Annotated in this window: 14 protein-coding genes, 1 tRNA gene and 2 rRNA genes; 2 read left to right on the top strand and 15 right to left on the bottom strand. The window is 68.6% G+C overall.

Translation table 11 applies throughout. The features are described from left to right. The first annotated feature begins 8 nt into the window (after positions 1 to 8). Entirely contained in the window at positions 9 to 848 is an 840-nt protein-coding gene (locus tag ACGH7X_RS28585) for an Fpg/Nei family DNA glycosylase (RefSeq protein WP_399889921.1), read from the top strand. A gap of 22 nt (positions 849 to 870) precedes the next feature. Here the strand turns inward: ACGH7X_RS28585 and ACGH7X_RS28580 are convergent, their stop codons facing one another. The 11 genes from ACGH7X_RS28580 to ACGH7X_RS28530 form a co-directional block, all read right to left on the bottom strand. Next, a complete protein-coding gene (locus ACGH7X_RS28580) occupies positions 871 to 1,356 on the bottom strand; it encodes an SRPBCC domain-containing protein (RefSeq protein ID WP_399889918.1) in 486 nt (161 codons plus the stop codon). A 229-nt stretch (positions 1,357 to 1,585) separates the two neighbouring features. Continuing rightward, positions 1,586 to 1,891: a hypothetical protein gene (locus ACGH7X_RS28575; protein WP_399889915.1), complete on the bottom strand. Its 306-nt coding sequence runs from the start codon at positions 1,889 to 1,891 to the stop codon at positions 1,586 to 1,588. A 6-nt stretch (positions 1,892 to 1,897) separates the two neighbouring features. After that, complete coding sequence (locus ACGH7X_RS28570; RefSeq protein ID WP_399889912.1) at positions 1,898 to 2,368, bottom strand: Dps family protein; 471 nt, start codon at positions 2,366 to 2,368, stop codon at positions 1,898 to 1,900. A 204-nt stretch (positions 2,369 to 2,572) separates the two neighbouring features. Continuing rightward, positions 2,573 to 2,953 (bottom strand): helix-turn-helix domain-containing protein, encoded by a 381-nt coding sequence (locus ACGH7X_RS28565; protein WP_007387871.1) that lies wholly within the window; start codon positions 2,951 to 2,953, stop codon positions 2,573 to 2,575. 109 nt (positions 2,954 to 3,062) lie between these two features. Further along, a complete protein-coding gene (locus tag ACGH7X_RS28560) occupies positions 3,063 to 3,608 on the bottom strand; it encodes a CinA family protein (RefSeq protein ID WP_399889909.1) in 546 nt (181 codons plus the stop codon). Next, a complete protein-coding gene (pgsA, locus tag ACGH7X_RS28555; protein WP_399889906.1) occupies positions 3,605 to 4,423 on the bottom strand; it encodes a CDP-diacylglycerol--glycerol-3-phosphate 3-phosphatidyltransferase in 819 nt (272 codons plus the stop codon). Before pgsA ends, ACGH7X_RS28560 begins: the two co-directional genes overlap by 4 nt. After that, positions 4,420 to 5,901 carry a 30S ribosomal protein S12 methylthiotransferase RimO gene (gene rimO / locus ACGH7X_RS28550; protein ID WP_399889904.1) on the bottom strand — a complete coding sequence of 494 codons (1,482 nt, stop codon included), beginning with the start codon at positions 5,899 to 5,901 and terminating at the stop codon, positions 4,420 to 4,422. Before rimO ends, pgsA begins: the two co-directional genes overlap by 4 nt. 91 nt (positions 5,902 to 5,992) lie before the next feature. Next, entirely contained in the window at positions 5,993 to 6,856 is an 864-nt protein-coding gene (locus tag ACGH7X_RS28545; protein WP_399889901.1) for a helix-turn-helix domain-containing protein, read from the bottom strand. Between the two features lie 262 nt (positions 6,857 to 7,118). Further along, positions 7,119 to 9,872 (bottom strand): DNA translocase FtsK, encoded by a 2,754-nt coding sequence (locus ACGH7X_RS28540; protein ID WP_399889898.1) that lies wholly within the window; start codon positions 9,870 to 9,872, stop codon positions 7,119 to 7,121. A gap of 149 nt (positions 9,873 to 10,021) precedes the next feature. After that, positions 10,022 to 10,699 carry a two-component system response regulator gene (locus ACGH7X_RS28535; RefSeq protein ID WP_399889895.1) on the bottom strand — a complete coding sequence of 226 codons (678 nt, stop codon included), beginning with the start codon at positions 10,697 to 10,699 and terminating at the stop codon, positions 10,022 to 10,024. A gap of 417 nt (positions 10,700 to 11,116) precedes the next feature. Continuing rightward, entirely contained in the window at positions 11,117 to 16,591 is a 5,475-nt protein-coding gene (locus ACGH7X_RS28530) for a HAMP domain-containing protein (RefSeq protein ID WP_399889893.1), read from the bottom strand. Between the two features lie 391 nt (positions 16,592 to 16,982). On the opposite strand from ACGH7X_RS28530, the gene ACGH7X_RS28525 reads away from it, so the two are divergent. Next, positions 16,983 to 19,733, top strand: coding sequence for a SpoIIE family protein phosphatase (locus ACGH7X_RS28525; RefSeq protein ID WP_399889889.1), 2,751 nt, complete (start codon positions 16,983 to 16,985; stop codon positions 19,731 to 19,733). 71 nt (positions 19,734 to 19,804) lie between these two features. Here the strand turns inward: ACGH7X_RS28525 and ACGH7X_RS28520 are convergent. The 4 genes from ACGH7X_RS28520 to ACGH7X_RS28505 form a co-directional block, all read right to left on the bottom strand. Beyond that, positions 19,805 to 19,877: transfer RNA gene (locus tag ACGH7X_RS28520), tRNA-Thr, on the bottom strand. An 83-nt stretch (positions 19,878 to 19,960) separates the two neighbouring features. Beyond that, positions 19,961 to 20,623 (bottom strand): DegT/DnrJ/EryC1/StrS family aminotransferase, encoded by a 663-nt coding sequence (locus tag ACGH7X_RS28515; RefSeq protein WP_399897410.1) that lies wholly within the window; start codon positions 20,621 to 20,623, stop codon positions 19,961 to 19,963. A gap of 114 nt (positions 20,624 to 20,737) precedes the next feature. After that, positions 20,738 to 20,854, bottom strand: a 5S ribosomal RNA gene (gene rrf, locus ACGH7X_RS28510). Between the two features lie 84 nt (positions 20,855 to 20,938). Next, positions 20,939 to 24,061: ribosomal RNA gene (locus ACGH7X_RS28505) — 23S ribosomal RNA — on the bottom strand. Positions 24,062 to 24,307: the final 246 nt, after the last annotated feature.

Raw genomic sequence — 24,307 nt, 5'->3', positions numbered from 1 at the left:
CTTGACCCATGCCCGAAGGAGACACGGTCTGGCAGGCGGCGCGACGGCTGCACGACGCCCTCGCGGGCAAGGTGCTGACCCGCAGCGACTTCCGCGTCCCCCGGTACGCCACGGTCGACCTCGCGGGGCGCACCGTCCTGGACGTCACCCCGCGCGGCAAGCACCTGCTCACCCACGTCGAGGGCGGCCTGACGCTGCACACACACCTGCGGATGGACGGTTCCTGGAAGGTCTTCGCGGCCGGTCAGCGCTGGAGCGGAGGCCCGGCGCACCAGATCCGGGTGATCCTCGCCGCCGCCGACCGCACGGCCGTCGGCTACCGCCTCCCCGTGGTGGAGCTCCTGCGCACCGCCGACGACGAGCGCGCCGTCGGCCATCTCGGCCCGGATCTGCTGGGCCCGGACTGGGATCCCGGGCAGGCCCTCGCCAACCTGCGCGCGGACCCGGCCCGCCCCCTCGGCGAGGCCCTGCTCGACCAGCGCAATCTCGCCGGTATCGGCAACGTCTACAAGAGTGAGCTCTGCTTCCTGCTCGGCGTCACGCCGTGGCTCCCGGTCGGCGACCTGCCCGCCGACCGGGCCGCACAGCTGCCGTTCCTCGCGAAGAGGCTCCTGGAGGCCAACCGCGACCGCCCGGTCCGGCGTACGACGGGCCTGCGCGGCCAGGACCTGTTCGTGTACGGCCGGGCGCCCCGCCCCTGCCTGCGCTGCGGCACGTCGGTGCGCGTCGCCGACCAGGGCGACGGCTCCCGTGAACGCCCCACCTACTGGTGCCCGACCTGCCAGCCCGGCCCCGCGCCGCGGCCGGACCGCCCGGCCGGTGGCGGGCAGCGGCGCGGGAGGGCGTGACCCGGCCGGCCTCGACGGTGGATCAGCCGACGAGGAGGGCGTCCATCTGGCCGGCCGCTTCCCTGAGGCCTTCCTCCATGCCCATCGTCGTGAGCTGCTCCATCTGCTCGCGGGTGTCGAAGACCGCCCGCATCTCCATACGGGTGCCGCCGTCGCGGTCCGTGAGCGTCACCCGGTTCGTGGTCGTCGGCATGGCGGCGTTGGGCGCGCCTTCCGCATCGGCGAACCCGTCGGTGAACTCCAGCGACCTCGGTGCGTCGACCGTGGCCACCCGCCACCAGCCGCGGAACTTGTCACCCTCCGGGCCGGTCATGAAGTAGGTGACGTCCCCACCCGGCGTCAGATCGTGCTCCTCCACCGTGGCCGGGTAGGTCGGCGGTCCCCACCAGCGCTCCAGCTGCCGGGGGTCGGACCACAGCCGCCACACCCGTTCCACGGGGGCGGAGAAGTCGGCGACGAGGGTGAGGGTCAGGTTGTCGACATCCTTGTCCAGGCTGGTGACACTCATCAGCTCTGTCCTTCCATCGGTTGGTGCGCGTCGGGGCCCGTCTCCTCGGCGAGCAGTCCGGACAGCCGGTCGACCCGACCCGCCCCCGACCGGCCTGGTGGTCAAGCGGTCTCGCGGACGGAAGCAGCTCTCGCGCACCGATCCCGGCGCCGTGGGCCGGGCCCGCCGTGCTCTGGACGAGCATCCCCGCCTTGAAGGCTGGGCGTCGGGGACCCAGCACACGGCGCGCTCACGGGCCGTACGGGCCCGCCGCGGCGTCCTCCCCGGAGCGACGGGTTCCACGCGCCGTGGCCGGCCCCGGGGGGCCCACTGCCGCCCGCAGGGCCCGCCGCCAGCGACCCGCCCCCAGCGCGCCCGCGGCACTGCGCCGCGGCACGCAGTGCACCGGCAGCACGCTCAGCCCCCAGCCGCCGACCGCGACCGCCCCTTCGAGCACACCGGCGCCGGGCTCCAGCGCCAGGCGCAGCACGGCCCACCACCACAGCGCGCCGAGGCCCAGCGCGGCCGCCCGGCGAGCCGTCCGCGCCGGTGCCATACCGCGTCATCCGTTTTCGGCCTGGAACATCCAATGCTGCTTCTCGAGATCGGCCGTGATCTGGATGAAGATGTCCTGGCTCACGGGATCGGGGTCCGCGGTCGACGCGATCCGCTCGCGCATCCGCCCGATCACCGCGCCCAGCGCGTCCACGATCGTCTGTACGGCGGTGGTGTCGTCGACCCAGCCTTCGGGGGTCACGTCGATGCCGCTGCCGACGGCCACCGTCGCGGCACGACCGTCCGGGGACACACCGAGCGCCGAGGCACGCTCCGCCACGGTGTCCGAGTGCGTGCGGGCGGTGCCCACGAGTTCGTCGAGTTGGAGGTGTACGGAGCGGAATCGCGGACCGACCACGTTCCAGTGGATCTGCTTCGCCACCAGGGCCAGGTCCACCAGGTCGACGAGGCCACCCTGGAGCGCCTCGGAAACGGTCTTCAGGTCCGCGTCGGACAACGGGCTCTTCACGACGTACATCCACACCTCCGTCGGTTCGCCCCCCGGCCATCTCCCTCCACGATGACCGCACCCGCACGGACCGGCAAACCGGCGGACGCACCGCCGACGGCGCTCACGCAAGCGCGCCGGCCCCCGTCCGGGCATGCGAAAACCCCGGCCCCGTCTCCCCGGTCTCCCGGAGTGACCCCGGCCGGGGTCTCGCACGCACACGTGCTCGGGCGCTCAGGCGGCGACGACGTCCACTGCCTCGGCGGGCGCCTTGATGGTCACCCGCTCCGGTGGCACACCGGTCACCGAGACGGAACCCAGCATCGGGCGCACCGGTGCCGGAACGGTCTCGCTGGGCGTCGCCGCGGCCGACTGGGCCAGCTCGGCGAGGGCGAGTTCGTCGCTCACTTCCCGCATGAGCTCGGACATCCGTACGTCCAGCGCGTCGCAGATGGCGGAGAGCAGTTCGGAAGAAGCCTCCTTCTGCCCCCGCTCCACCTCGGAGAGATAGCCGAGTGAGACTCGGGCGGACGAGGAGACTTCGCGCAGAGTACGGCCCTGGCGCTGGCGCTGCCGACGCAGCACGTCACCCAGCAGGCGACGGAGCAGAATCATCGGTGGCTCCCTCCTCGGACCGTGTAACCGCATCCTTCACGCCCCACCGTACCGCCTCGCGCCGCGGCCGTGCGGGGAGCGATGTCGTGTTCACTCAGGGCTGCAAACATCAAAACCCCCCGTTCCGTTCCGTATCCTGTGCCCGCTCATTCCCGGTCTGTTCGCCCGCAAGCTCCCTCAAAAGGAGTGCGAGTACGCTCCGTACACTCTCCATACGAATTTCCGCGCGGTCGCCGTTCAACCGCAGCGCCTCCACTTTTCCGCCATCGGCGCAACCCCCGACGGTCCCCGAAGGCCCGTCCACGGCCACGAAAACCGTCCCCACGGGCTGCCCGTCCTGCGGGTCCGGGCCGGCGACGCCCGTGGTCGCGATGCCCCAGTCGGCACCGAGCGCCGTGCGCACTCCCGCCGCCATCTGGGCGGCGACCTGCGGGTCCACCGCGCCGTGGGTCGCGAGCAGGGTGGCGTCGACGCCGAGCAGTTCCTGCTTGAGTTCCGTCGCGTACGCGGTGACGGAACCCCGGAAGGCCTTGGAGGCCCCGGGGACCGCCGTGAGCGCGGACGCGACCATTCCGCCGGTCAGTGACTCGGCGACCGCGAGGGTCTGGCCCTTGACCGTGAGTAGTCGTACCACGTCGGCGGCCGTGGAACTCAAGCTTCCGACCCCTTCAACGCCGCCTTGCGCTCGGCGATTCCCCGGCGGCGCAGCACAATGGCCTGCTTCACATAGTCCAGCCCGGTCACCACGGTCAGGACGACCGCCGCGGCCATCACCCAGAACCTCAGGGTCGCCAGGGGCCCCGTCAGCGCCAGGACGTACATCCCGACGGCGATGCCCTGGGTGAGGGTCTTGAGCTTGCCGCCGCGGCTGGCGGGGATGACGCCGTACCGGATGACCACAAAACGCAGCACGGTGATCCCGAGTTCCCGGCCGAGGATGACGGCTGTCACCCACCACGGCAGGTCGCCGAGCGCGGACAGACAGATGAGCGCCGCTCCCATGATCGCCTTGTCGGCGATGGGGTCGGCGATCTTCCCGAAGTCGGTGACGAGGTTGTAGGTGCGCGCCAGGTGCCCGTCGAAGAGGTCGGTGATCATGGCGACGGCGAAGGAGGCCCAGGCGAACGACCGCCAGGCCGGGTCGTACCCGCCGTTGCCGAGCATCAGCGCGACGAAGGCCGGCACGAGGAGCAGCCGGAGCATCGTCAGGAGATTCGCGACGTTCCACACGCTCGCCTGGTTGACGGCGGCTGCCGTGATCTTGCCTCCGCGCCCGGCGGCGCCGCCCTCGGTCGAACCCCGTTCCGTGCCGCCCCGTCCCGCCCTGCCCCGCTCCGTCGCACCCCGTTCCACGGCACCCCCCGGAGTCGCACGCTCGGCCGGTTCGTGCGCCGAGCCCGGGACCGCGCGCGGGCCGGTCCTGCGCGCACTGGAGGAGCCGCCCGCCGCGGACGCCGGGACTCCGGTCATCTGCCGGCCTCCTCACTCCACTGGGGCGAACCCGGCAGCGGTTCGGCCACCAGGTCGACACCCTCCGTACCGACCACCTTCGCGTCGACCATACGACCGACACTCAGGCCTTCGCCGCTCGTGAGCAGCACCTGGCCGTCCGTCTCCGGCGCCTGGTGCTCCGCGCGGCCGCGGACGCCGTCCCCCTCGTCGGCGGACTCCACGGACTCGACGAGCACCCGGACGGTCGCGCCCACGCGCTCCTCGGCCCGCTGCGAGACGAGTTCCTCGGCCAGGCGGGATACACGTGCCAACCGCTCGGCGACGACGTCCTCGTCCAGCTTGTCGCCGTAGGTCGCCGCTTCGGTGCCCTCCTCGTCGGAGTAGCCGAAGACGCCGATGGCGTCCAGCCGCGCGTGGTTCAGGAACCGCTCCAGCTCGGCGAGGTCGGAGGCGGACTCGCCGGGGAAGCCCACGATGAAGTTGGAGCGCACGCCCGCCTCGGGCGCCTTGCTCCGGATGGTGTCAAGCAGCTCCAGGAAGCGGTCGGTGTCGCCGAAGCGGCGCATCGCGCGCAGCACGTTCGGCGCGGAGTGCTGGAAGGAGAGGTCGAAGTAGGGCACGACCTTCTCGGTGGAGGTCAGCACGTCGATCAGGCCGGGGCGCATCTCGGCCGGCTGGAGGTAGCTGACGCGCACGCGCTCGATGCCGTCGACGTCGGCGAGGTTCGGCAGCAGCGACTCCAGCAGGCGGATGTCGCCGAGGTCCTTGCCGTAGGAGGTGTTGTTCTCGGAGACCAGCATGATCTCCTTGACGCCCTGCTCGGCCAGCCACCGCGTCTCGTTCAGCACGTCGCTCGGGCGGCGGGAGATGAAGGAGCCGCGGAAGGACGGGATGGCGCAGAAGGAGCAGCGCCGGTCGCAGCCGGAGGCCAGCTTCACCGAGGCGACCGGGGAGCCGTCCAGGCGACGGCGCAGGGGCGCGCGGGGCCCGGAGGCCGGGGCGACGCCCTCGGGGAGGTCGGTCGGGCCGTGCCCCGGCAGGGCGACGGAGGCACCGGCCTCCTGGCGCTCGGCGGGGCTGATCGGGAGCAGCTTGCGCCGGTCGCGCGGGGTGTGGGCGGCGTGGATGCCGCCGTTCAGGATGGTCTGCAGGCGGTCGGAGATGTCGGAGTAGTCGTCGAAGCCGAGGACGCCGTCGGCCTCGGGGAGGGCCTCGGCCAGCTCCTTGCCGTACCGCTCGGCCATGCAGCCCACCGCCACGACGGCCTGCGTTCTTCCGTGGCCCTTGAGGTCGTTGGCCTCCAGGAGGGCGTCCACGGAGTCCTTCTTGGCGGCCTCGACGAAGCCGCACGTGTTCACGACGGCGACGTCCGCTTCCTCGGCGTCCTCGACGAGCTTCCAGCCGTCCGCCTCCAGACGGCCTGCGAGCTCCTCCGAGTCCACCTCGTTACGGGCGCAGCCAAGGGTGACGAGTGCGACGGTACGGCTTTCAGGCATGGGCTCAAGACTACTTCGTCCCGCCGACAGCCCACGTCGACGGGGTTGGCCGATCCCGGCCAACCCCGTGACGACTCGTCCCCGCGACCCCTTATCCGACCTGCGGGTCGCCCTTCGTGTACGTCAGGCGTTCCACGGCGCCCGGCTGGAAGTCGTCCTCGATCTTCTTGCCGTTGACGTACAGCTGGATGACGCCGGCGTCGCCGAGGACGAGCTTGACCTTCTCGTTGTCCTGGAAGGTCTTGGAGTCGCCCTGCTTGAGCAGGCCGTCGAAGAGCAGCCGGCCGTTGTGGTCCTGGGCGGAGATCCAGCTGCGGCCCTCGGTGGCGCTGACCTTGACGGTCACCTTGTCGGCGGGTGCCGCGGCGATGGCGCTGTCGCTCGGCTCCGGCTTGGGGTCGGCGGGCTTCTTCGGCTTGGCACTCGCCGAGGCGGACTCCCCGGAGGTCGGCTGGGAGCCCTCGGCGACGCTCGCCTCGTTGCCGCCGTCGTCGCCGCCCTTGACGAACGTGAACCCCACGAAGCCGATCACGGCGACGATCGCGGCGACCATGGCGGCGGTCCAGTTGGGTCCGCGCCGCTCGGGACGGATGCGTTCCGCCTCGAACAGAGGCGCGGCGGGGGTCGGCGCCGGGCGTCCGCCGTGCTCGGCGTCGAACTGGGCGAGCAGTTCGGCCGGGTCGAGCCCGACGGCCTTGGCCAGGGTGCGGATGTGACCGCGCGCGTAGACGTCGCCGCCGCAGGGCGCGAAGTCGTCCGCCTCGATGGCGTGCACGATGGCGATCCGGACCCGGGTGGCGGTGGTGATGTCGTCGACGGTCAGCCCGGCGGCGATCCGTGCCTGCCGGAGGGCACGGCCGACGGAGGGGCGGGTTTCCTCGGAGACGGGTTCAGTAACGTCTTGGGAAACGTCTTCGATCGGACGCTCGTCTTCAGGGGAGTTGCCGTTGGACACGGGGGCGCCTTTCGAGCGTTTAGCCGCCTGTGCTGGACGTTCAGTCTAGGGGGGGTACAAACGGGTGGGGCAACCGGGCGGTACGACTTTGTACGCCATCGGAATGGCCCGGGACCCCGATGGCGGACTACCTGTTTGTCACTTCCCTCAACTTGACGTAGGCCGTGGGGAAACGGTTGCTCAATGATCCCTAACGGGTGAGTCACGATCGGCCGCCGGCCCTCGTGACCCTCCGTCGCACGATCATCGCGCGTGCCGTTCCCTACCCTTCAGACTCCCCCCGGATCAGCGCGAGCACGCCGTCCAGCTCGTCAGGCTTCACAAGAACGTCACGAGCCTTTGAGCCTTCGCTCGGTCCGACGATGCTCCGCGACTCCATCAGGTCCATCAGCCGACCGGCCTTGGCGAAGCCGACGCGCAGCTTGCGCTGGAGCATGGAGGTCGACCCGAACTGCGTGGAGACGACCAGCTCGGCCGCCTGGCACAGCAGGTCGAGGTCGTCGCCGATGTCCTCGTCGATCTCCTTCTTCTGCTTGGTGCCGACCGTGACGTCGTCCCGGAAGACGGGCGCCATCTGGTCCTTGCAGTGCTGGACGACGACCGCGACCTCGTCCTCGGTCACGAAGGCGCCCTGCATACGGGTCGGCTTGTTCGCGCCCATCGGCAGGAAGAGGCCGTCGCCCTTGCCGATCAGCTTCTCGGCGCCGGGCTGGTCGAGGATGACCCGGGAGTCGGCGAGCGAGGAGGTGGCGAAGGCGAGCCGCGAGGGCACGTTGGCCTTGATCAGACCGGTGACGACGTCCACGGACGGCCGCTGGGTGGCGAGCACCAGGTGGATGCCGGCCGCCCGCGCGAGCTGCGTGATCCGCACGATCGAGTCCTCGACGTCGCGCGGGGCGACCATCATCAGGTCGGCCAGCTCGTCCACGATCACCAGCAGGTACGGATACGGCGAGAGTTCGCGCTCGCTGCCCTCGGGCGCCTTGGCCTTGCCCTCGCGCACCGCGCGGTTGAAGTCGTCGATGTGCCGGTAGCCGTAGGCGGCGAGGTCGTCGTAGCGCAGGTCCATCTCGCGCACGACCCACTGGAGCGCCTCGGCGGCCCGCTTCGGGTTGGTGATGATCGGCGTGATCAGGTGCGGGATGCCCTCGTACGCGGTCAGCTCGACGCGCTTGGGGTCGACCAGGATCATCCGGACGTCCTCGGGGGTCGCCCGCATCATGATCGAGGTGATCAGGCAGTTGATGCAGGACGACTTGCCGGAGCCGGTGGCGCCGGCGACCAGTATGTGCGGCATCTTCGCCAGCGAGTGCATGACGTAACCGCCCTCGACGTCCTTGCCGAAGGCGACCAGCATCGGGTCGTCGTCCTCGGCGGACTCCGCGAGGCGCAGTACGTCGCCGAGGTTGACCATCTCCCGGTCGGTGTTGGGGATCTCGATGCCGACCGCGGACTTGCCGGGGATCGGGCTGATGATCCGCACGTCGGGGCTGGCGACGGCGTACGCGATGTTCTTGGTCAGTGCGGTGATCCGCTCGACCTTCACCGCCGGGCCCAGCTCGACCTCGTAGCGGGTGACCGTCGGGCCGCGGGTGAAGCCGGTGACGGAGGCGTCGACCTTGAACTCGGTGAAGACGGTGGTCAGCGAGGCCACTATGGCGTCGTTGGCGGCGCTGCGGGACTTGCCGGGCCCGCCGCGCGTGAGGAGGTCGAGGGCCGGCAGCGAGTAGGTGATGTCGCCGGAGAGCTGGAGCTGCTCGGCGCGCGGCGGCAGATCCCGTTCCTTGGGCAGCGGGGTCTTCGTGAGGTCGGGGACCGCGCCGTCCGCCGAGTCCGCCTCGCGCGTCCTGGCGGCGTCCTTCTTGAGCTTGCCCGGCTGCGGGCGCGCGGCCGGCACGGGCGTGGGGGTCGGCGTCGTCGACTCGCGGTCCCCCGTGCTCACCCCCTGGGTCAGGTCGGCGACCAGCGGCGAGGGCGGCATCCCGTGCAGCACGGCTCCGTCGAGCGCGGCGGCGGCCGCGGCGGCGACGTCCACGGCGTCCATCGGGCGGTTCATCTCGGGCTGCGGCACGGCGGACCGCCGGGGCCTGCCGCGGCGCCGGGTGAGCGCCTCCTGCTCGGCGGCGTCGGGGTCGTAGGGCTCGGCGGCGGCCGGTCCCCCGCGCCCGCGGGACCGGGCGGGCAGCGCCTCGCGCCACTGGTCGTCGTAGCGCTCGTCGTCGTCGGTGAACGCGTCCGCCTCCGGGTCGCCGACCACACCGAGCCGCACGCCGAGCTGCCGCAGCCGCTGCGGAATCGCGTTGACCGGGGTGGCCGTGACGACCAGCAGCCCGAAGACCGTGAGCAGCACGAGCAGCGGCACGGCCAGCATGTCGGTCATCGTGTACGACAACGGGGTCGCCGCGCCCCAGCCGATGAGGCCGCCGGCGTCCCTTATGGCCTGCATGCCCTCGCCGCGGGCGGGTGAGCCGCAGGCGATGTGCACCTGGCCCAGCACGCCGATGACGAGCGCCGACAGGCCGATCACGATCCGCCCGTTGGCCTCGGGCTTCTCGGGGTGCCGGATCAGGCGCACGGCGATGGCGCCGAGCAGGATCGGCACGAGCAGGTCGAGGCGGCCGAAGGCGCCGGTCACGAGGATCTCGACGAGGTCGCCGACCGGGCCCTTGAGGTCGGCCCAGGTGCCCGCGGCGACGATCAGGGCGACGCCGAGCAACAGCAGCGCGACGCCGTCCTTGCGGTGGGCCGGGTCGAGATTCTTGGCGCCCTGTCCTATGCCGCGGAAGACGGCGCCGACTCCGTGCGCGAGGCCGAGCCAGAGCGCGCGCACCAGCCGGTAGACGCCTCCGGTGGGACTCGGAGCCGGTTTGGGCGCGGGCTTCTTCGCCGCGGCCTTCTTGGCCGGAGCCTTTTTCGCGGGCGCCTTCTTCGCGGCGGCCTTCTTCGCCGGACCCTTCGCGGGAGCGGCCGCCTTCTTCGCGGGCTGCTTCTTGGCTGCGGAGGGACGTGAGGCCATGGGTGTGAGGTTACCGGTGGAGACGGCAGTCGACACGCGTGCTTACCGCTTCACCCGTTCGTGTCGCACACACGAGGGACCGGAACTGACGCTTCCGGTACACCCTCTGACAAGTCCTCACAGACCGTCCCATCGGCCCTGGCAGCACTTCAGTTGACGGCGGCCTGGCCTCCGGAGGCGCCCGGCTCCAGGGCGTCCAGTGCCCGCCGCAGTCCTGTGAGCTTGCGCTCCAGATGTGCGGCCGTCGCCACCGCCGCCGCGTCCGTCGACTCGTCGCCCAGCTGTTTGGAGAGCGCCTCCGCCTGCTCCTCCACGGCCGCCAGCCGCGCCGACAGCTCGGCGAGCAGCCCCGCAGGCTCCTTGGCCTCGCCGGCGGCCGCGGCCTTGTCGCTGCCCTCCAACTGGAGGCGGAGCAGCGCCGCCTGCTCGCGCAGCTGGCAGTTCTTCATGTACAGCTCGACGAAGACCGAGACCTTGGCGCGCAGCACCCAGGGGTCGAACGGCTTGGAGATGTAGTCCACCGCACCCGCCGCGTACCCGCGGAACGTGTGGTGCGGCCCGTGGTTGATCGCGGTGAGGAAGATGATCGGGATGTCCCGGGTCCGCTCCCGCCGCTTGATGTGCGCGGCGGTCTCGAAACCGTCCATGCCCGGCATCTGGACGTCCAGCAGAATGACCGCGAAGTCGTCCGTGAGCAGCGCTTTGAGCGCTTCCTCCCCGGACGATGCCCGCACCAGCGTCTGATCGAGCGCCGAGAGGATCGCCTCCAGCGCAAGCAGATTCTCCGGCCGGTCATCGACCAGGAGGATCTTGGCCTTCTGCACCATGGCCCGCCCTCCTCGCCCCGGCGTGGGGCCTCCCCTGTCCGCAGGACTTGGCGCGGCACCGGCGGGTGCCGCCCCGGGGGACGACTCCCTTGCGCCGCCCGTCCTTGTGCCGGTCATCGTAGCCGCACCCCGCCTGTCGCCACACCCTGTCACCGCGATGTCACTGTGCACGTAGCAGAAACGTGGCGGGAGACCAGAAGGTTCCCCGAATCCCGTACTTCTACACGGCTTCGGGCACGCTCGGTCAGCGACCGTGCGTGGACCCCGAAGGTTCCCGCCGTTTACGCACACCCCACGTTCGCACACTGCCGCAGCGAGCCGCACGGGAGGTGCCCGTAGATACACGCGGACCGTGCCCGAACGTACTACGGGCACGACGTCCGGGCGTACCGTCCGCTTCCCGTCGGCTCCCGGCGCTCACTCCTCGCGCATCCACTGCTGCATCACCGTCAGCAGGTGGTCCGGGTCGACCGGCTTCGTCACGTAGTCGGACGCGCCCGACTCGATCGCCTTCTCCCGGTCACCCTTCATCGCCTTCGCGGTCAGCGCGATGATCGGCAGGCCGGCGAACTGGGGCATCCGACGGATCGCCGTGGTCGTCGCGTAGCCGTCCATCTCGGGCATCATGATGTCCATCAGGACGACCGCCACGTCCTCGTGCTGCTCCAGGACCTCGATCCCCTCGCGCCCGTTCTCGGCGTACAGCACGGACAGGCCGTGCTGCTCCAGGACGCTGGTCAGCGCGAAGACGTTGCGGATGTCGTCGTCGACGATCAGTACCTTCTGCCCGTCGAACCGGATCCCCCGGCTCGAGTGCGGCGCCGGCTCCTGGTCGGCGCCCGGCTGCCGCTCCTGGGCCGCGGACCGGTCCTCGGTCTCGGCCACCGACTTGCGACGACGCCGGAACAGCGCCGCCGCGCCGCTCTGCGAGTCCTGGTACGACTTCACCTCGGCCGGCGTCGCGATCTCCCCGCCCGGCAGCTCCGCCGCGGCACCCGAGGGCGCCGGCAGCTCACCGGCCGCCACGGAGGTCAGGGCCTGCTGGTACCCGTGCGGGGGCAGCTCGCTGGGGCGCAGCGGCAGGTAGAGCGTGAACGTCGAGCCGCGGCCCGGCTCGCTCTGCGCGTGGATCTCGCCGCCCAGCAGCTGCGCGATCTCCCGCGAGATGGACAGCCCCAGGCCCGTACCGCCGTACTTGCGGCTGGTGGTGCCGTCGGCCTGCTTGAACGCCTCGAAGATCACCTGCATCTTGCTGGCCGCGATCCCGATGCCGGTGTCGCTCACGGAGAACGCGATCAGCTCGGTGTCCGGGTCGTTCATCGAACCGGCCTCCAGCAACTGCTCCCGGATCCTTTGCGGAACGTCGTCCCGGGCCGGCCGGATGACCAGCTCGACGGCGCCCGAGTCGGTGAACTTCACCGCGTTGGACAGCAGGTTGCGCAGCACCTGGAGGAGCCGCTGCTCGTCGGTGTGCAGCGTGGCCGGCAGCTCGGGCGACACCCGCACCGACAGGTCCAGGCCCTTCTCCGCGGTCAGCGGCCGGAACGTGGCCTCCACGTAGTCGACGAGCTGGACGAGCGCGATGCGCGTCGGGGAGACGTCCATCTTGCCCGCGTCCACCTTGGACAGGTCGAGGATGTCGTTGATGAGCTGGAGCAGGTCGGACCCGGCGCCGTGGATCGTCTCGGCGAACTCGACCTGCTTCGGGGTCAGGTTCGCGTCGGCGTTGTCGGCGAGCAGCTTGGCCAGGATCAGCAGCGAGTTGAGCGGCGTACGCAGCTCGTGCGACATGTTGGCCAGGAACTCGCTCTTGTAGCGCATGGAGACCGCGAGCTGCTCGGCCCGCTCCTCCAGGACCTGCCGCGCCTCCTCGATCTCGGTGTTCTTCACCTCGATGTCGCGGTTCTGCTGCGCCAGCAGCTCGGCCTTCTCCTCCAGTTCGGCGTTGGAGGACTGGAGCGCCTTCTGCCGCTGCTCCAACTCCTCCGACCGCTCCCGCAGTTGCTCGGTCAGCTCCTGCGACTGGCTCAGCAGCACCTCCGTCTTGGTGTTGACGGAGATGGTGTTGACGCTGGTCGCGATCATCTCGGCGATCTGGTTGAGGAAGTCCTTCTGGATGTGCGTGAACGGCGTGAAGGACGCCAGCTCGATGACGCCGAGCACCTGCCCCTCGAACAGCACGGGCAGGACGATCACCTGGGCGGGCGGGGCCTCACCGAGCCCGGAGGAGATCTTCAGGTAGCCGCTGGGCGCGTTCTCCACGAGGATCGTGCGCTTCTCCTGGGCGGCCGTGCCGACCAGCGCCTCCCCCGGCCTGAACGAGGTGGGCATGGAACCCATCGAGTAGCCGTACGACCCGAGCATGCGCAGCTCGTAGGCCTCCTCCTCGGCTCCCGCCTGGTCCTGGCCGTCGACCAGGGGCATCGCGAGGAAGAACGCGCCGTGCTGCGCGGAGACCACGGGCGTCAGTTCGCTCATGATCAGCGAGGCCACGTCCTGGAGGTCCCGGCGGCCCTGCATCAGCCCGGAGATCCGGGCCAGATTGCCCTTGAGCCAGTCCTGCTCCTTGTTGGCGATCGTGGTGTCGCGCAGGTTGGCGATCATCTTGTTGATGTAGTCCTGAAGCTCGGAGATCTCACCGGAGGCGTCCACGTCGATCTTGAGGTTCAGGTCGCCGCGCGTCACCGCGGTCGCCACGCGCGCGATGGCACGCACCTGCCGGGTGAGATTCCCGGCCATCTCGTTCACGGACTCGGTCAGGTCCCGCCAGGTGCCGTCGACGTCCCGCACGCGCGCCTGACCGCCGAGCTGGCCCTCCGTGCCCACCTCACGGGCCACGCGGGTGACCTCCTCGGCGAACGAGGACAGCTGGTCGACCATCGTGTTGATGGTCGTCTTCAGCTCCAGGATCTCGCCGCGCGCGTCGATGTCGATCTTCTTGGTCAGGTCGCCCTTGGCGATCGCCGTGGTGACCATGGCGATGTTGCGCACCTGACCGGTCAGGTTGGACGCCATCTGGTTCACCGACTCGGTGAGGTCCTTCCACGTGCCGGACACACCCGGCACGTGCGCCTGACCGCCGAGGATGCCGTCGGTGCCCACCTCGCGGGCCACCTTGGTGACCTGGTCCGCGAACGAACTCAGCGTCTTCACCATGGTGTTGAACGTGTCGGCGAGCTGCGCCACCTCACCGCGCGCCTCGATCGTCACCGTCCGCGTCAGGTCGCCGTTGGCGACGGCCGCGGCCACCTGGGAGATGTTGCGCACCTGGACGGTGAGGTTCTTCGCCATCAGGTTGACGTTGTCGCTGAGGTCCTTCCAGATGCCCACGACGCCCGGCACGTGCGCCTGGCCGCCGAGGATGCCCTCCGTACCCACCTCACGGGCCATCCGCGTGACCTGCTCCGCGAACGACGACAGCTGGTCCACCATCGTGTTGACGGTGGTGACCAGCTCGAGGATCTCGCCCTTGGCGTCGACGGTGATCTTCTTCGACAGGTCGCCCTTGGCCACGGCGGTGGTGACCTCGGCGATGTTGCGCACCTGCATGGTCAAATTGTTGGCCATGCCGTTCACGGACTGCGTGAGGTCCTTCCAGGTGCCGGAGACGCCCTGCACCTCCGCCTGGCCGCCGAGGATGCCCTCGGTGCCCACCTCGCGGGCGACGCGCGTGACCTCCTGGGCGAACGACGACAGCTGGTCCACCATCGTGTTCAGCGTGTTCTTCAGCTCGAGGATCTCCCCGCGCGCGTCCACGGTGATCTTCTGCGACAGGTCACCGCGGGCCACCGCCGTCGCGACCTGCGCGATGTTGCGCACCTGCGCAGTGAGATTGCCGGCCATGCCGTTCACGGAGTCGGTGAGGTCGCGCCACACACCCGCCACCCCGGGCACCTGCGCCTGACCGCCGAGGCGGCCCTCCGTGCCCACCTCGCGGGCGACCCGGGTGACCTGCTCGGCGAAGGAGGACAGCTGGTCGACCATCGTGTTGATGGTGTTCTTCAGCTCCAGGATCTCGCCACGCGCGTCGACGTCGATCTTCTGCGACAGGTCGCCGCGCGCCACGGCCGTCGTCACCTGGGCGATGTTGCGCACCTGGGAGGTCAGATTGCCGGCCATGGAGTTGACGGAGTCCGTCAGCTCCTTCCAGGTGCCCGACACGCCGTCGACCCGGGCCTGACCGCCCAGGCGGCCCTCCGTACCCACGTCCCGGGCCATCCGCGTGACCTGGTCGGCGAAGCTGGAGAGCTGGTCCACCATCGTGTTCACGGTGTTCTTCAGCTGGAGCATCTCGCCGGACACGTCCACGGTGACCTTCTGCGACAGGTCGCCGTTGGCCACCGCCGTCGTCACCTGGGCGATGTTCCTCACCTGACCGGTGAGGTTGCGGAACGCCGTGTTGACGGAGTCCGTCAGGTCCTTCCACGTACCCGCCGCCCCGGGCACCTGCGCCTGGCCGCCCAGCTCACCCTCGACGCCGACCTCCCGGGCCACCCGCGTGACCTCGGCGCCGAAGGAGGACAGCTGGTCCACCATCGTGTTGACGGTGTTCTTCAGCTCCAGCATCTCGCCGGCGACGTCGACGGTGACCTTCTGCGACAGGTCGCCGCTGGCCACGGCCGTCGTCACCGCGGCGATGTCGCGCACCTGGGTGGTCAGGTTCCGGAAGACGGTGTTGACGGAGTCCGTCAGGTCCTTCCAGATGCCGGCCGCACCCGGCACGTTCGCCTGCCCGCCGAGCTGCCCCTCGCCGCCGGTCTCGTTGGCCACGCGCGTGACCTCGTCCGCGAAGATCCGCAGCGTCTCGGTCATCTGGTTGATCGTCTCGGCGAGCTGCGCGACCTCGCCGCGGGCCGGGACCGTCACCTTCTTCGACAGGTCGCCGTTGGCGACCGCCGTCGTCACGTGGGAGATCTCGCGCACCTGGGCCGTCAGGTTCCCGGCCATGGTGTTGACGGAGTCGGTCAGCTCCTTCCACACCCCGGCCACGCCCGGCACCTGCGCCTGCCCGCCCAGGGCACCCTCGGTGCCCACCTCCCGGGCGACCCGCGTCACCTCTGACGAGAACGCCGAGAGCTGGTCCACCATCGTGTTGACGGTGTTCTTCAGCTCCAGCATCTCGCCGGCCACGTGAACCGTGACCTTCCGGGACAGATCACCCTTGGCCACCGCCGTCGTCACCAGCGCGATGTCCCGCACCTGAGCGGTGAGCCGGTACGCCATCGTGTTGACGGAGTCCGTCAGGTCCTTCCACGAACCGGACATACCGCGCACCCGGGCCTGACCGCCCAGCTTGCCCTCGGTCCCGACCTCGCTGGCCACGCGCGTGACCTCGTCCGTGAACGTCGACAACTGGTCGACCAGGTTGTTCACGGTCCGGCCGACCTTCAGGAACTCCCCGCGCAGCGGCTGCCCGGCGCCCTCGTCACTCTGCGTCCGCAGCTCCATGCGGGGCGACAGATCACCGTCCGCCACCGCCGACAGCACCCGGCTGACCTCGGAGACGGGCCGTACGAGGTCGTCCACCAGCGCGTTCGAGTTGTCGATCGCGGTCGCCCAGGAGCCCTCGCAGGCCCCCGTCTCCAGCCGTTCCGTGAGCTTTCCCTCACGCCCGACCGTGCGCCGCACCCGCGCCAGCTCACCCGTGAGGTGGAGATTGCGGTCGGCCACCTCGTTGAAGACCGCCGCGATCTCCGACATCACGCCGTCGCCGGACACCGTGAGCCGCCTGCGGAAGTTCCCCTCCCGCATCGACACGAGAGCCGCGAGCAGCCGATTCAGCGCGGCCGTGTCCACCGTCGTACTGCCGCCCCGCGATTTGCCCTGGTTACTCAGGGACTGTCCGCCTTTCGCGCGCGTCTTCGTGGCCCGCGTCGCTGCGCCAGACTCCACTGTGTCCCTCCCGCAGGGGTCGACCGATACTGCTGTGCCCGGCCGCCACCGCTCGGCGGACCGGCTGCTGCCGCGTACTTCCTGTGCTGCCGGGCGGTCCGGCCCGGCTCACCGGACCGCTTCCAGGGCTGCTGCCCACCGCACTGGGTGCGCATTCACCTGCCCGGACCTTCATAAGAAGCCTGCCCAGTGTTTCACCCCGGCCGAACCAGGCCATAACAGTTCGGCAGCTTCGCACATCGTCCGCACACCCTCTGGGCGGAAACACTGCAGACCGGCATCCGCATGGACGGCGAAGGTAAGTAACCTTGCATGCGGCTGTCCAGCCAAGCCGGTCCGTCCGGTCTGGGCAGCGGCACGGAGACGAGCGGGCATCGGAGGGGCGGCCGGAATGACCACCGGACTGATCCCGGGGGAGCAGCCCCCGGATCCCGGGCCGACGGGTGGACTGCCGCAGCAGCGGCGCGAGCCGGTCGGCCATGAGGCCGTGCCCGGGGAGAGAGGGTCGAGGAGTTCTGTGATCACCGCGCGCGCGGCCGCCAGCTTCGAGCCCGTCGGACGATCCGTGGCGAGCGCCCGGTCCTTCGTCCGCGACACGCTTCAGGGCTGGGGCCATGCCGACATCGTCGACGACGCCGTGGTGCTCACAAGCGAACTGGTGACCAACGCCGTGGTGCACGCCGGCACCACCGCCGACGTCCTGTGCCTGCGCAGCGACGACGGCGTACGGATCGAGGTGGCCGACCACTATCCCGAGCGGGAGGTCCCCCTCCAGGGCTCCCCCGCCGACATGGGCAGCCCGGACCGCGAGGGCGGCCGCGGACTGCAGCTCTGCGCGGCCCTGGCCGACCGCTGGGGCGTCGAGTACTCGCCCACGCTGAAGAACGTCTGGTTCCACCTCCATCTGCCCGAGCGTGCGGTCGGCACCCGCAGCGCCGGACCCTCCCTCCCCGCCGCCCTGCTGCCCCTGGCCGACGGCAGGGTCCGCGTCGCCGTCGTCCAGATCGACCGCACCGGCGCCGTCACGTCCTGGAACGAGGACGCCGATGATCTCTTCGGCTACTCCGCCGAGCAGGTCATCGGAAAGCCGCTGACCGACATCGCCGCCTGGCCGCACACCCCCGGCACCAGCACCGGCATCGCCGAGGCACTCCAGCTCTCCCGCTGGGAGGGCAGCTACGGCATAAGGGGCGCCAACGGCCGCGTCACCCCGGTCTACGCCTCCCACCTCCGCGTCCGCGACGCCGGCGGCGAACCCTCCACGGTCTGCCTCCTCGTCCGGGACCACGAACGGGCGGTGCTGCAGACTCCGTTGCGCGTGTCGGCCTCCGACTCCTCGTCCTCCGAGGGCCAGAGCGCCGACCCCTTCGAGGTGTTCATCGGCTCCCCCGCCCCGGACGACCTCGACGGCCTCCTCCAGCGCACGGTCGAACGCGCCCGCGACATGCTCGACGCCGACGCCGCCTTCCTGCTCCTGGCGACCGACGACGAAACGGAGCTGGAGGTCCGCGCCTCCACCGGCCTGCCCTCCGCGCGCCAGCGCTTCGCCCGCGTCCCTGTCGAGGCCGGCCCCGGCCGCTACGGCTCGGCACGCATGCCCGCCGTCCACGACGACCTCGAGGCCGTCCCCGGCGCGGTCCCACTGCTCCACGGCACGGGCATGCGCTCGGTCGTCACCGTCCCCCTCAAGGTCGAGGGCCGCCTCACCGGGTCCCTCGGCGTCGCGGCCGAGTCCGCGGGCCGGTACTCCAACGAGGAGGCGCTGCGCCTCCAGTTCGCCGCGGACCGCATCGCGCTGGCCGTCGAATCGGCGCGCCTGGGCGAACTGGAGCGGCTGCGCCGCGGCTCCCTCAGCTTCCTCGTCGAGGCCTCCGACCTCCTCGCCGGCACCCTCGACCGCGACCAGACGCTGGCCCTGATGGCCCAGATGACCGTCCCGACGCTGGCCACCTGGTGCGCCGTCTACACCATCGCCGACCAGGCCTCGGACCCGTACCTGTCCTACGTCCTGCACGAGGACGAGGAACTCATCGACGGCATCAAGTCACTGCTGTCGAAGATCGCCCCGCCCGACCCAGTACCCACCCCGGGCGCCCGCGTCTGGACGGCACCCGCGGAGATGGCCCACCAGGCGGCGCTGCGCACCTCCATGCGCGACCTCGGCCTGAGCGGCGGCCCGACCTACCAGCTGAGCACCGGCATCGGCCCGACCCTCGCCACGGCCTCCGCCGTCGGCGGCGAGACGGTGGTCCTCCCGCTGGTCGCGCGCAACCGCGTCATCGGCATGCTCACCCTCGGCAAGCCCACCGACGACCACTTCCGCCAGGAGATCCTCGAACTCGCCGAGGACCTGTCCCGCCGGGCCGCCCTGGCCCTGGACAACGCCCGGCTGTACTCGGAGCGCACGGCCATCAGCCAGTCCCTCCAGCGCAGCCTCCTGCCGCCGGAGCTGCCCCTGATCGACGGCGTCGAGGTCGAGGTCATCTACCGCGCGGCCGGCGAGGGCAACGAGGTCGGCGGTGACTTCTACGACCTCTTCCCCATCAGCGACGGCGCCTACGGCTTCGCCATCGGCGACGTCTGCGGCACCGGCCCCAACGCGGCGGCCGTCACGGGCCTGGCCAGGCACGCCCTGCGCCTGCTCGCCCGCGAGGGCCTCAGCGGTCCCGCGGTCCTGGAGCGCCTCAACTCGGCCATCCTCGACGAGGGCGCCCGCAGCCGCTTCCTCACGCTGCTGTACGGCGAGATGCGCCCGCAGGAGGACGGCAGCGCGGAGCTGAAGGTGGTCTGCGCCGGCCATCCGCTCCCGCTCCGCCTGCGCCAGGACGGCACGGTCGAACCGGCGGCGGAGCCACAGCCCCTCCTCGGCGTCATCGAGGACCTGGAGCTCTACGAGCAGACGGTGACCCTCGACCCGGGCGACGTCCTGCTCTGTGTCACCGACGGCGTCACCGAACGCCGCGAGGGCACCCGCATGCTGGGCGACGACGGACTCGCCGACGTCCTCACCACCTGCACGGGCCTGACGGCCGGCGCGGTGGCCGCCCGCATCATGCGCGCGGTGGAACGCTTCGCGTCCGACGCCCCGTCCGACGACATGGCGATCCTCGCGATGCGCGTCCCGGAGCCCCACGCGGACTAGCGCGCGGACCGCGGGACTTGATCCGGGGCATGCGAAAGGCCCCGCCCAATCGGGCGGGGCCTTTGTGCCGGAGCCCCCAAACGGAATCGAACCGTTGACCTTCTCCTTACCATGGAGACGCTCTACCGACTGAGCTATAGGGGCCTGTCGCTTTTCGAGGTTTTCCTCGCGGCAACGGAATAGATCATACCCCGAACAAGCCGGTGCTCCCAACCACGGACTTGCCTTCAGAACGCGGGCTGCAGCAGTCCACCCAGCGAATTGCAGGCGGACACGATCCGCTGCATGTCCCGTTTGGTCAACGCGGCCTCGACCGGCAGCGCGAGCGTCTCGTCGACGGCCCGCTCCGTTTCCGGCAACGACACACATCGCCGAAATCCGGGCATCCGGTGCACGGGCGCCTTCACCGGCACCCGGCATTCGACTCCCCTGGCCCGCACGGCACGCGCGAAGGCATCACGATCCGGCCGCCCGTTCCCCGGCACCCGCACCACGTACTGCTGATAGGTGTGGCCGTCACCCCAGTCGGGGGTGCGCACACCGCGCAACCTGCCGTCGAGATAGGCGGCCCGCTGCCTGCGCTGCGCTATCTCGGCGTACGGCACCTCGGACTCGCCCTGCTCCAGGACGAGCAGCCCGTGCCGTTGTCCGACGCGGTGCAACGGCCCCATGTCCGCCGGCCGCCCGAACCGGTGCACGGCGACAATGGCCGCGGTACGGGGCGTCAGCGCCGCCTCCACCTCGGAGGCGGCCAGGCAGTACGTCCCCGGATCTATGTCGGCGAACACCGGCAACGCGCCGACGAGGGCCACGGCCTCGGCGACTTCCACGTTCCCGAAGGCAGGTACGACGACCTCATCGCCGACGCCTACGCCGGCGGCCCTGAGCATTGCTGCAGTACCCATACGACGGATGGTCCGCGCGCAACGTGAACTTGAAGTGACGGAAAGCAAAAAAGGGCTGGTCCCGGAACCGAAGTTCCGGGACCAGCCCTTGTAAGAATTGTTCGGCGGCGTCCTACTCTCCCACAGGGTCCCCCCTGCAGTACCATCGGCGCTGTAAGGCTTAGCTTCCGGGTTCGAAATGTAACCGGGCGTTTCCCCTACGCTATGACCACCGAAACACTATGAAACTCTCAACCGCACCATGTGTGGCACATGGGGTTGTTCGTGGTTTCAGAACCAACACAGTGGACGCGAGCAACTGAGGACAAGCCCTCGGCCTATTAGTACCGGTCACCTCCACACCTCACGGTGCTTCCAGATCCGGCCTATCAACCCAGTCGTCTACTGGGAGCCTTAACCCCTCAAAGGGGGTGGGAGTCCTCATCTCGAAGCAGGCTTCCCGCTTAGATGCTTTCAGCGGTTATCCCTCCCGAACGTAGCCAACCAGCCATGCCCTTGGCAGGACAACTGGCACACCAGAGGTTCGTCCGTCCCGGTCCTCTCGTACTAGGGACAGCCCTTCTCAAGACTCCTACGCGCACAGCGGATAGGGACCGAACTGTCTCACGACGTTCTAAACCCAGCTCGCGTACCGCTTTAATGGGCGAACAGCCCAACCCTTGGGACCGACTCCAGCCCCAGGATGCGACGAGCCGACATCGAGGTGCCAAACCATCCCGTCGATATGGACTCTTGGGGAAGATCAGCCTGTTATCCCCGGGGTACCTTTTATCCGTTGAGCGACGGCGCTTCCACAAGCCACCGCCGGATCACTAGTCCCGACTTTCGTCCCTGCTCGACCCGTCGGTCTCACAGTCAAGCTCCCTTGTGCACTTACACTCAACACCTGATTGCCAACCAGGCTGAGGGAACCTTTGGGCGCCTCCGTTACTCTTTAGGAGGCAACCGCCCCAGTTAAACTACCCATCAGACACTGTCCCTGATCCGGATCACGGACCCAGGTTAGACATCCAGCACGACCAGACTGGTATTTCAACGACGACTCCACCCACACTGGCGTGCGAGTTTCAAAGTCTCCCAGCTATCCTACACAAGCCGAACCGAACACCAATATCAAACTGTAGTAAAGGTCCCGGGGTCTTTCCGTCCTGCTGCGCGAAACGAGCATCTTTACTCGTAGTGCAATTTCACCGGGCCTATGGTTGAGACAGTCGAGAAGTCGTTACGCCATTCGTGCAGGTCGGAACTTACCCGACAAGGAATTTCGCTACCTTAGGATGGTTATAGTTACCACCGCCGTTTACTGGCGCTTAAGTTCTCAGCTTCGCCACACCGAAATGTGACTAACCGGTCCCCTTAACGTTCCAGCACCGGGCAGGCGTCAGTCCGTATACATCGCCTTACGGCTTCGCACGGACCTGTGTTTTTAGTAAACAGTCGCTTCTCGCTGGTCTCTGCGGCCACCCCCAGCTCGGAGTGTAAAACTCGTCACCGGGTGTGGCCCCCCTTCTCCCGAAGTTACGGGGGCATTTTGCCGAGTTCCTTAACCATAGTTCACCCGAACGCCTCGGTATTCTCTACCTGACCACCTGAGTCGGTTTAGGGTACGGGCCGCCATGAAACTCGCTAGAGGCTTTTCTCGACAGCATAGGATCATCCACTTCACCACAATCGGCTCGGCATCAGGTCTCACCCACATGCCATCCGGATTTACCTGGATGACGGGCTACACCCTTACCCCGGGACAACCACCGCCCGGGATGGACTACCTTCCTGCGTCACCCCATCACTCACCTACTGCAAGTCTGGTTCGCCGGCTCCACCACTTTCCTTTCCCCGAAGGGTCCGGAACGGCTTCACGGACTTAGCATCGCCTGGTTCGATGTTTGACGCTTCACAGCGGGTACCGGAATATCAACCGGTTATCCATCGACTACGCCTGTCGGCCTCGCCTTAGGTCCCGACTTACCCTGGGCAGATCAGCTTGACCCAGGAACCCTTAGTCAATCGGCGCAAACGTTTCTCACGTTTGTATCGCTACTCATGCCTGCATTCTCACTCGTGAACCGTCCACAACTCGCTTCCGCGGCTGCTTCACCCGGCACACGACGCTCCCCTACCCATCACAGCCGGCGTTGGCCGTATTGCTGCAATGACACGACTTCGGCGGTACGCTTGAGCCCCGCTACATTGTCGGCGCGGAATCACTAGACCAGTGAGCTATTACGCACTCTTTCAAGGGTGGCTGCTTCTAAGCCAACCTCCTGGTTGTCTGTGCGACTCCACATCCTTTCCCACTTAGCGTACGCTTAGGGGCCTTAGTCGATGCTCTGGGCTGTTTCCCTCTCGACCATGGAGCTTATCCCCCACAGTCTCACTGCCGCGCTCTCACTTACCGGCATTCGGAGTTTGGCTAAGGTCAGTAACCCGGTAGGGCCCATCGCCTATCCAGTGCTCTACCTCCGGCAAGAAACACACGACGCTGCACCTAAATGCATTTCGGGGAGAACCAGCTATCACGGAGTTTGATTGGCCTTTCACCCCTAACCACAGGTCATCCCCCAGGTTTTCAACCCTGGTGGGTTCGGTCCTCCACGACCTCTTACAGCCGCTTCAACCTGCCCATGGCTAGATCACTCCGCTTCGGGTCTTGAGCGTGCTACTCAAACGCCCTATTAGGACTCGCTTTCGCTACGGCTTCCCCACCCGGGTTAACCTCGCAACACACCGCAAACTCGCAGGCTCATTCTTCAAAAGGCACGCAGTCACGAGACATCAAGCAAGCTTGATGTCCGACGCTCCCACGGCTTGTAGGCACACGGTTTCAGGTACTATTTCACTCCGCTCCCGCGGTACTTTTCACCATTCCCTCACGGTACTATCCGCTATCGGTCACCAGGGAATATTTAGGCTTAGCGGGTGGTCCCGCCAGATTCACACGGGATTTCTCGGGTCCCGTGCTACTTGGGTGTCTCTCAAACGAGCCGCTGATGTTTCGACTACGGGGGTCTTACCCTCTACGCCGGACCTTTCGCATGTCCTTCGCCTACATCAACGGTTTCTGACTCGCCTCACAGCCGGCAGACTGTGAAAGAGAGATCCCACAACCCCGCACACGCAACCCCTGCCGGGTCTCACACGTATACGGTTTGGCCTCATCCGGTTTCGCTCGCCACTACTCCCGGAATCACGGTTGTTTTCTCTTCCTGCGGGTACTGAGATGTTTCACTTCCCCGCGTTCCCTCCACACTGCCTATGTGTTCAGCAGCGGGTGACAGCCCATGACGACTGCCGGGTTTCCCCATTCGGAAACCCCCGGATCAAAGCCTGGTTGACGACTCCCCGGGGACTATCGTGGCCTCCCACGTCCTTCATCGGTTCCTGGTGCCAAGGCATCCACCGTGCGCCCTTAAAAACTTGGCCACAGATGCTCGCGTCCACTGTGCAGTTCTCAAACAACGACCAACCACCCATCACCCCGGGAAACAACCCGAGTGCACTGGGGCCGGCAACTGAAGGAAAATCATTCCCTCAGATACCCAACAGCGTGCCCGACACCCCTGCCCTTCCCCCACTCGTGTTCCACGCCGAAGCAGTACTAACGAGAAGATCAGGTCAAGTGTGCCGAGTAGTCAACGTTCCACCCATGAGCAACCGTGCAGGACATTT

It is taken from the genome of Streptomyces sp. BBFR51 (assembly GCF_044591655.1).
Classification (GTDB): domain Bacteria; phylum Actinomycetota; class Actinomycetes; order Streptomycetales; family Streptomycetaceae; genus Streptomyces.
This window is presented reverse-complemented; position numbering and strand designations above follow the sequence as displayed.

What these genes read in the sequence shown, in the direction of transcription:
- ACGH7X_RS28585 (WP_399889921.1), top strand. Translation starts at nt 9, where the DNA reads ATGCCCGAAGGAGACACGGTCTGGCAGGCGGCGCGACGGCTGCACGAC.
- ACGH7X_RS28580 (WP_399889918.1), bottom strand. Translation starts at nt 1,356, where the DNA reads ATGAGTGTCACCAGCCTGGACAAGGATGTCGACAACCTGACCCTCACC.
- ACGH7X_RS28575 (WP_399889915.1), bottom strand. Translation starts at nt 1,891, where the DNA reads ATGGCACCGGCGCGGACGGCTCGCCGGGCGGCCGCGCTGGGCCTCGGC.
- ACGH7X_RS28570 (WP_399889912.1), bottom strand. Translation starts at nt 2,368, where the DNA reads ATGTACGTCGTGAAGAGCCCGTTGTCCGACGCGGACCTGAAGACCGTT.
- ACGH7X_RS28565 (WP_007387871.1), bottom strand. Translation starts at nt 2,953, where the DNA reads ATGATTCTGCTCCGTCGCCTGCTGGGTGACGTGCTGCGTCGGCAGCGC.
- pgsA (WP_399889906.1), bottom strand. Translation starts at nt 4,423, where the DNA reads ATGACCGGAGTCCCGGCGTCCGCGGCGGGCGGCTCCTCCAGTGCGCGC.
- rimO (WP_399889904.1), bottom strand. Translation starts at nt 5,901, where the DNA reads ATGCCTGAAAGCCGTACCGTCGCACTCGTCACCCTTGGCTGCGCCCGT.
- ACGH7X_RS28540 (WP_399889898.1), bottom strand. Translation starts at nt 9,872, where the DNA reads ATGGCCTCACGTCCCTCCGCAGCCAAGAAGCAGCCCGCGAAGAAGGCG.
- ACGH7X_RS28535 (WP_399889895.1), bottom strand. Translation starts at nt 10,699, where the DNA reads ATGGTGCAGAAGGCCAAGATCCTCCTGGTCGATGACCGGCCGGAGAAT.
- ACGH7X_RS28525 (WP_399889889.1), top strand. Translation starts at nt 16,983, where the DNA reads ATGACCACCGGACTGATCCCGGGGGAGCAGCCCCCGGATCCCGGGCCG.
- ACGH7X_RS28515 (WP_399897410.1), bottom strand. Translation starts at nt 20,623, where the DNA reads ATGCTCAGGGCCGCCGGCGTAGGCGTCGGCGATGAGGTCGTCGTACCT.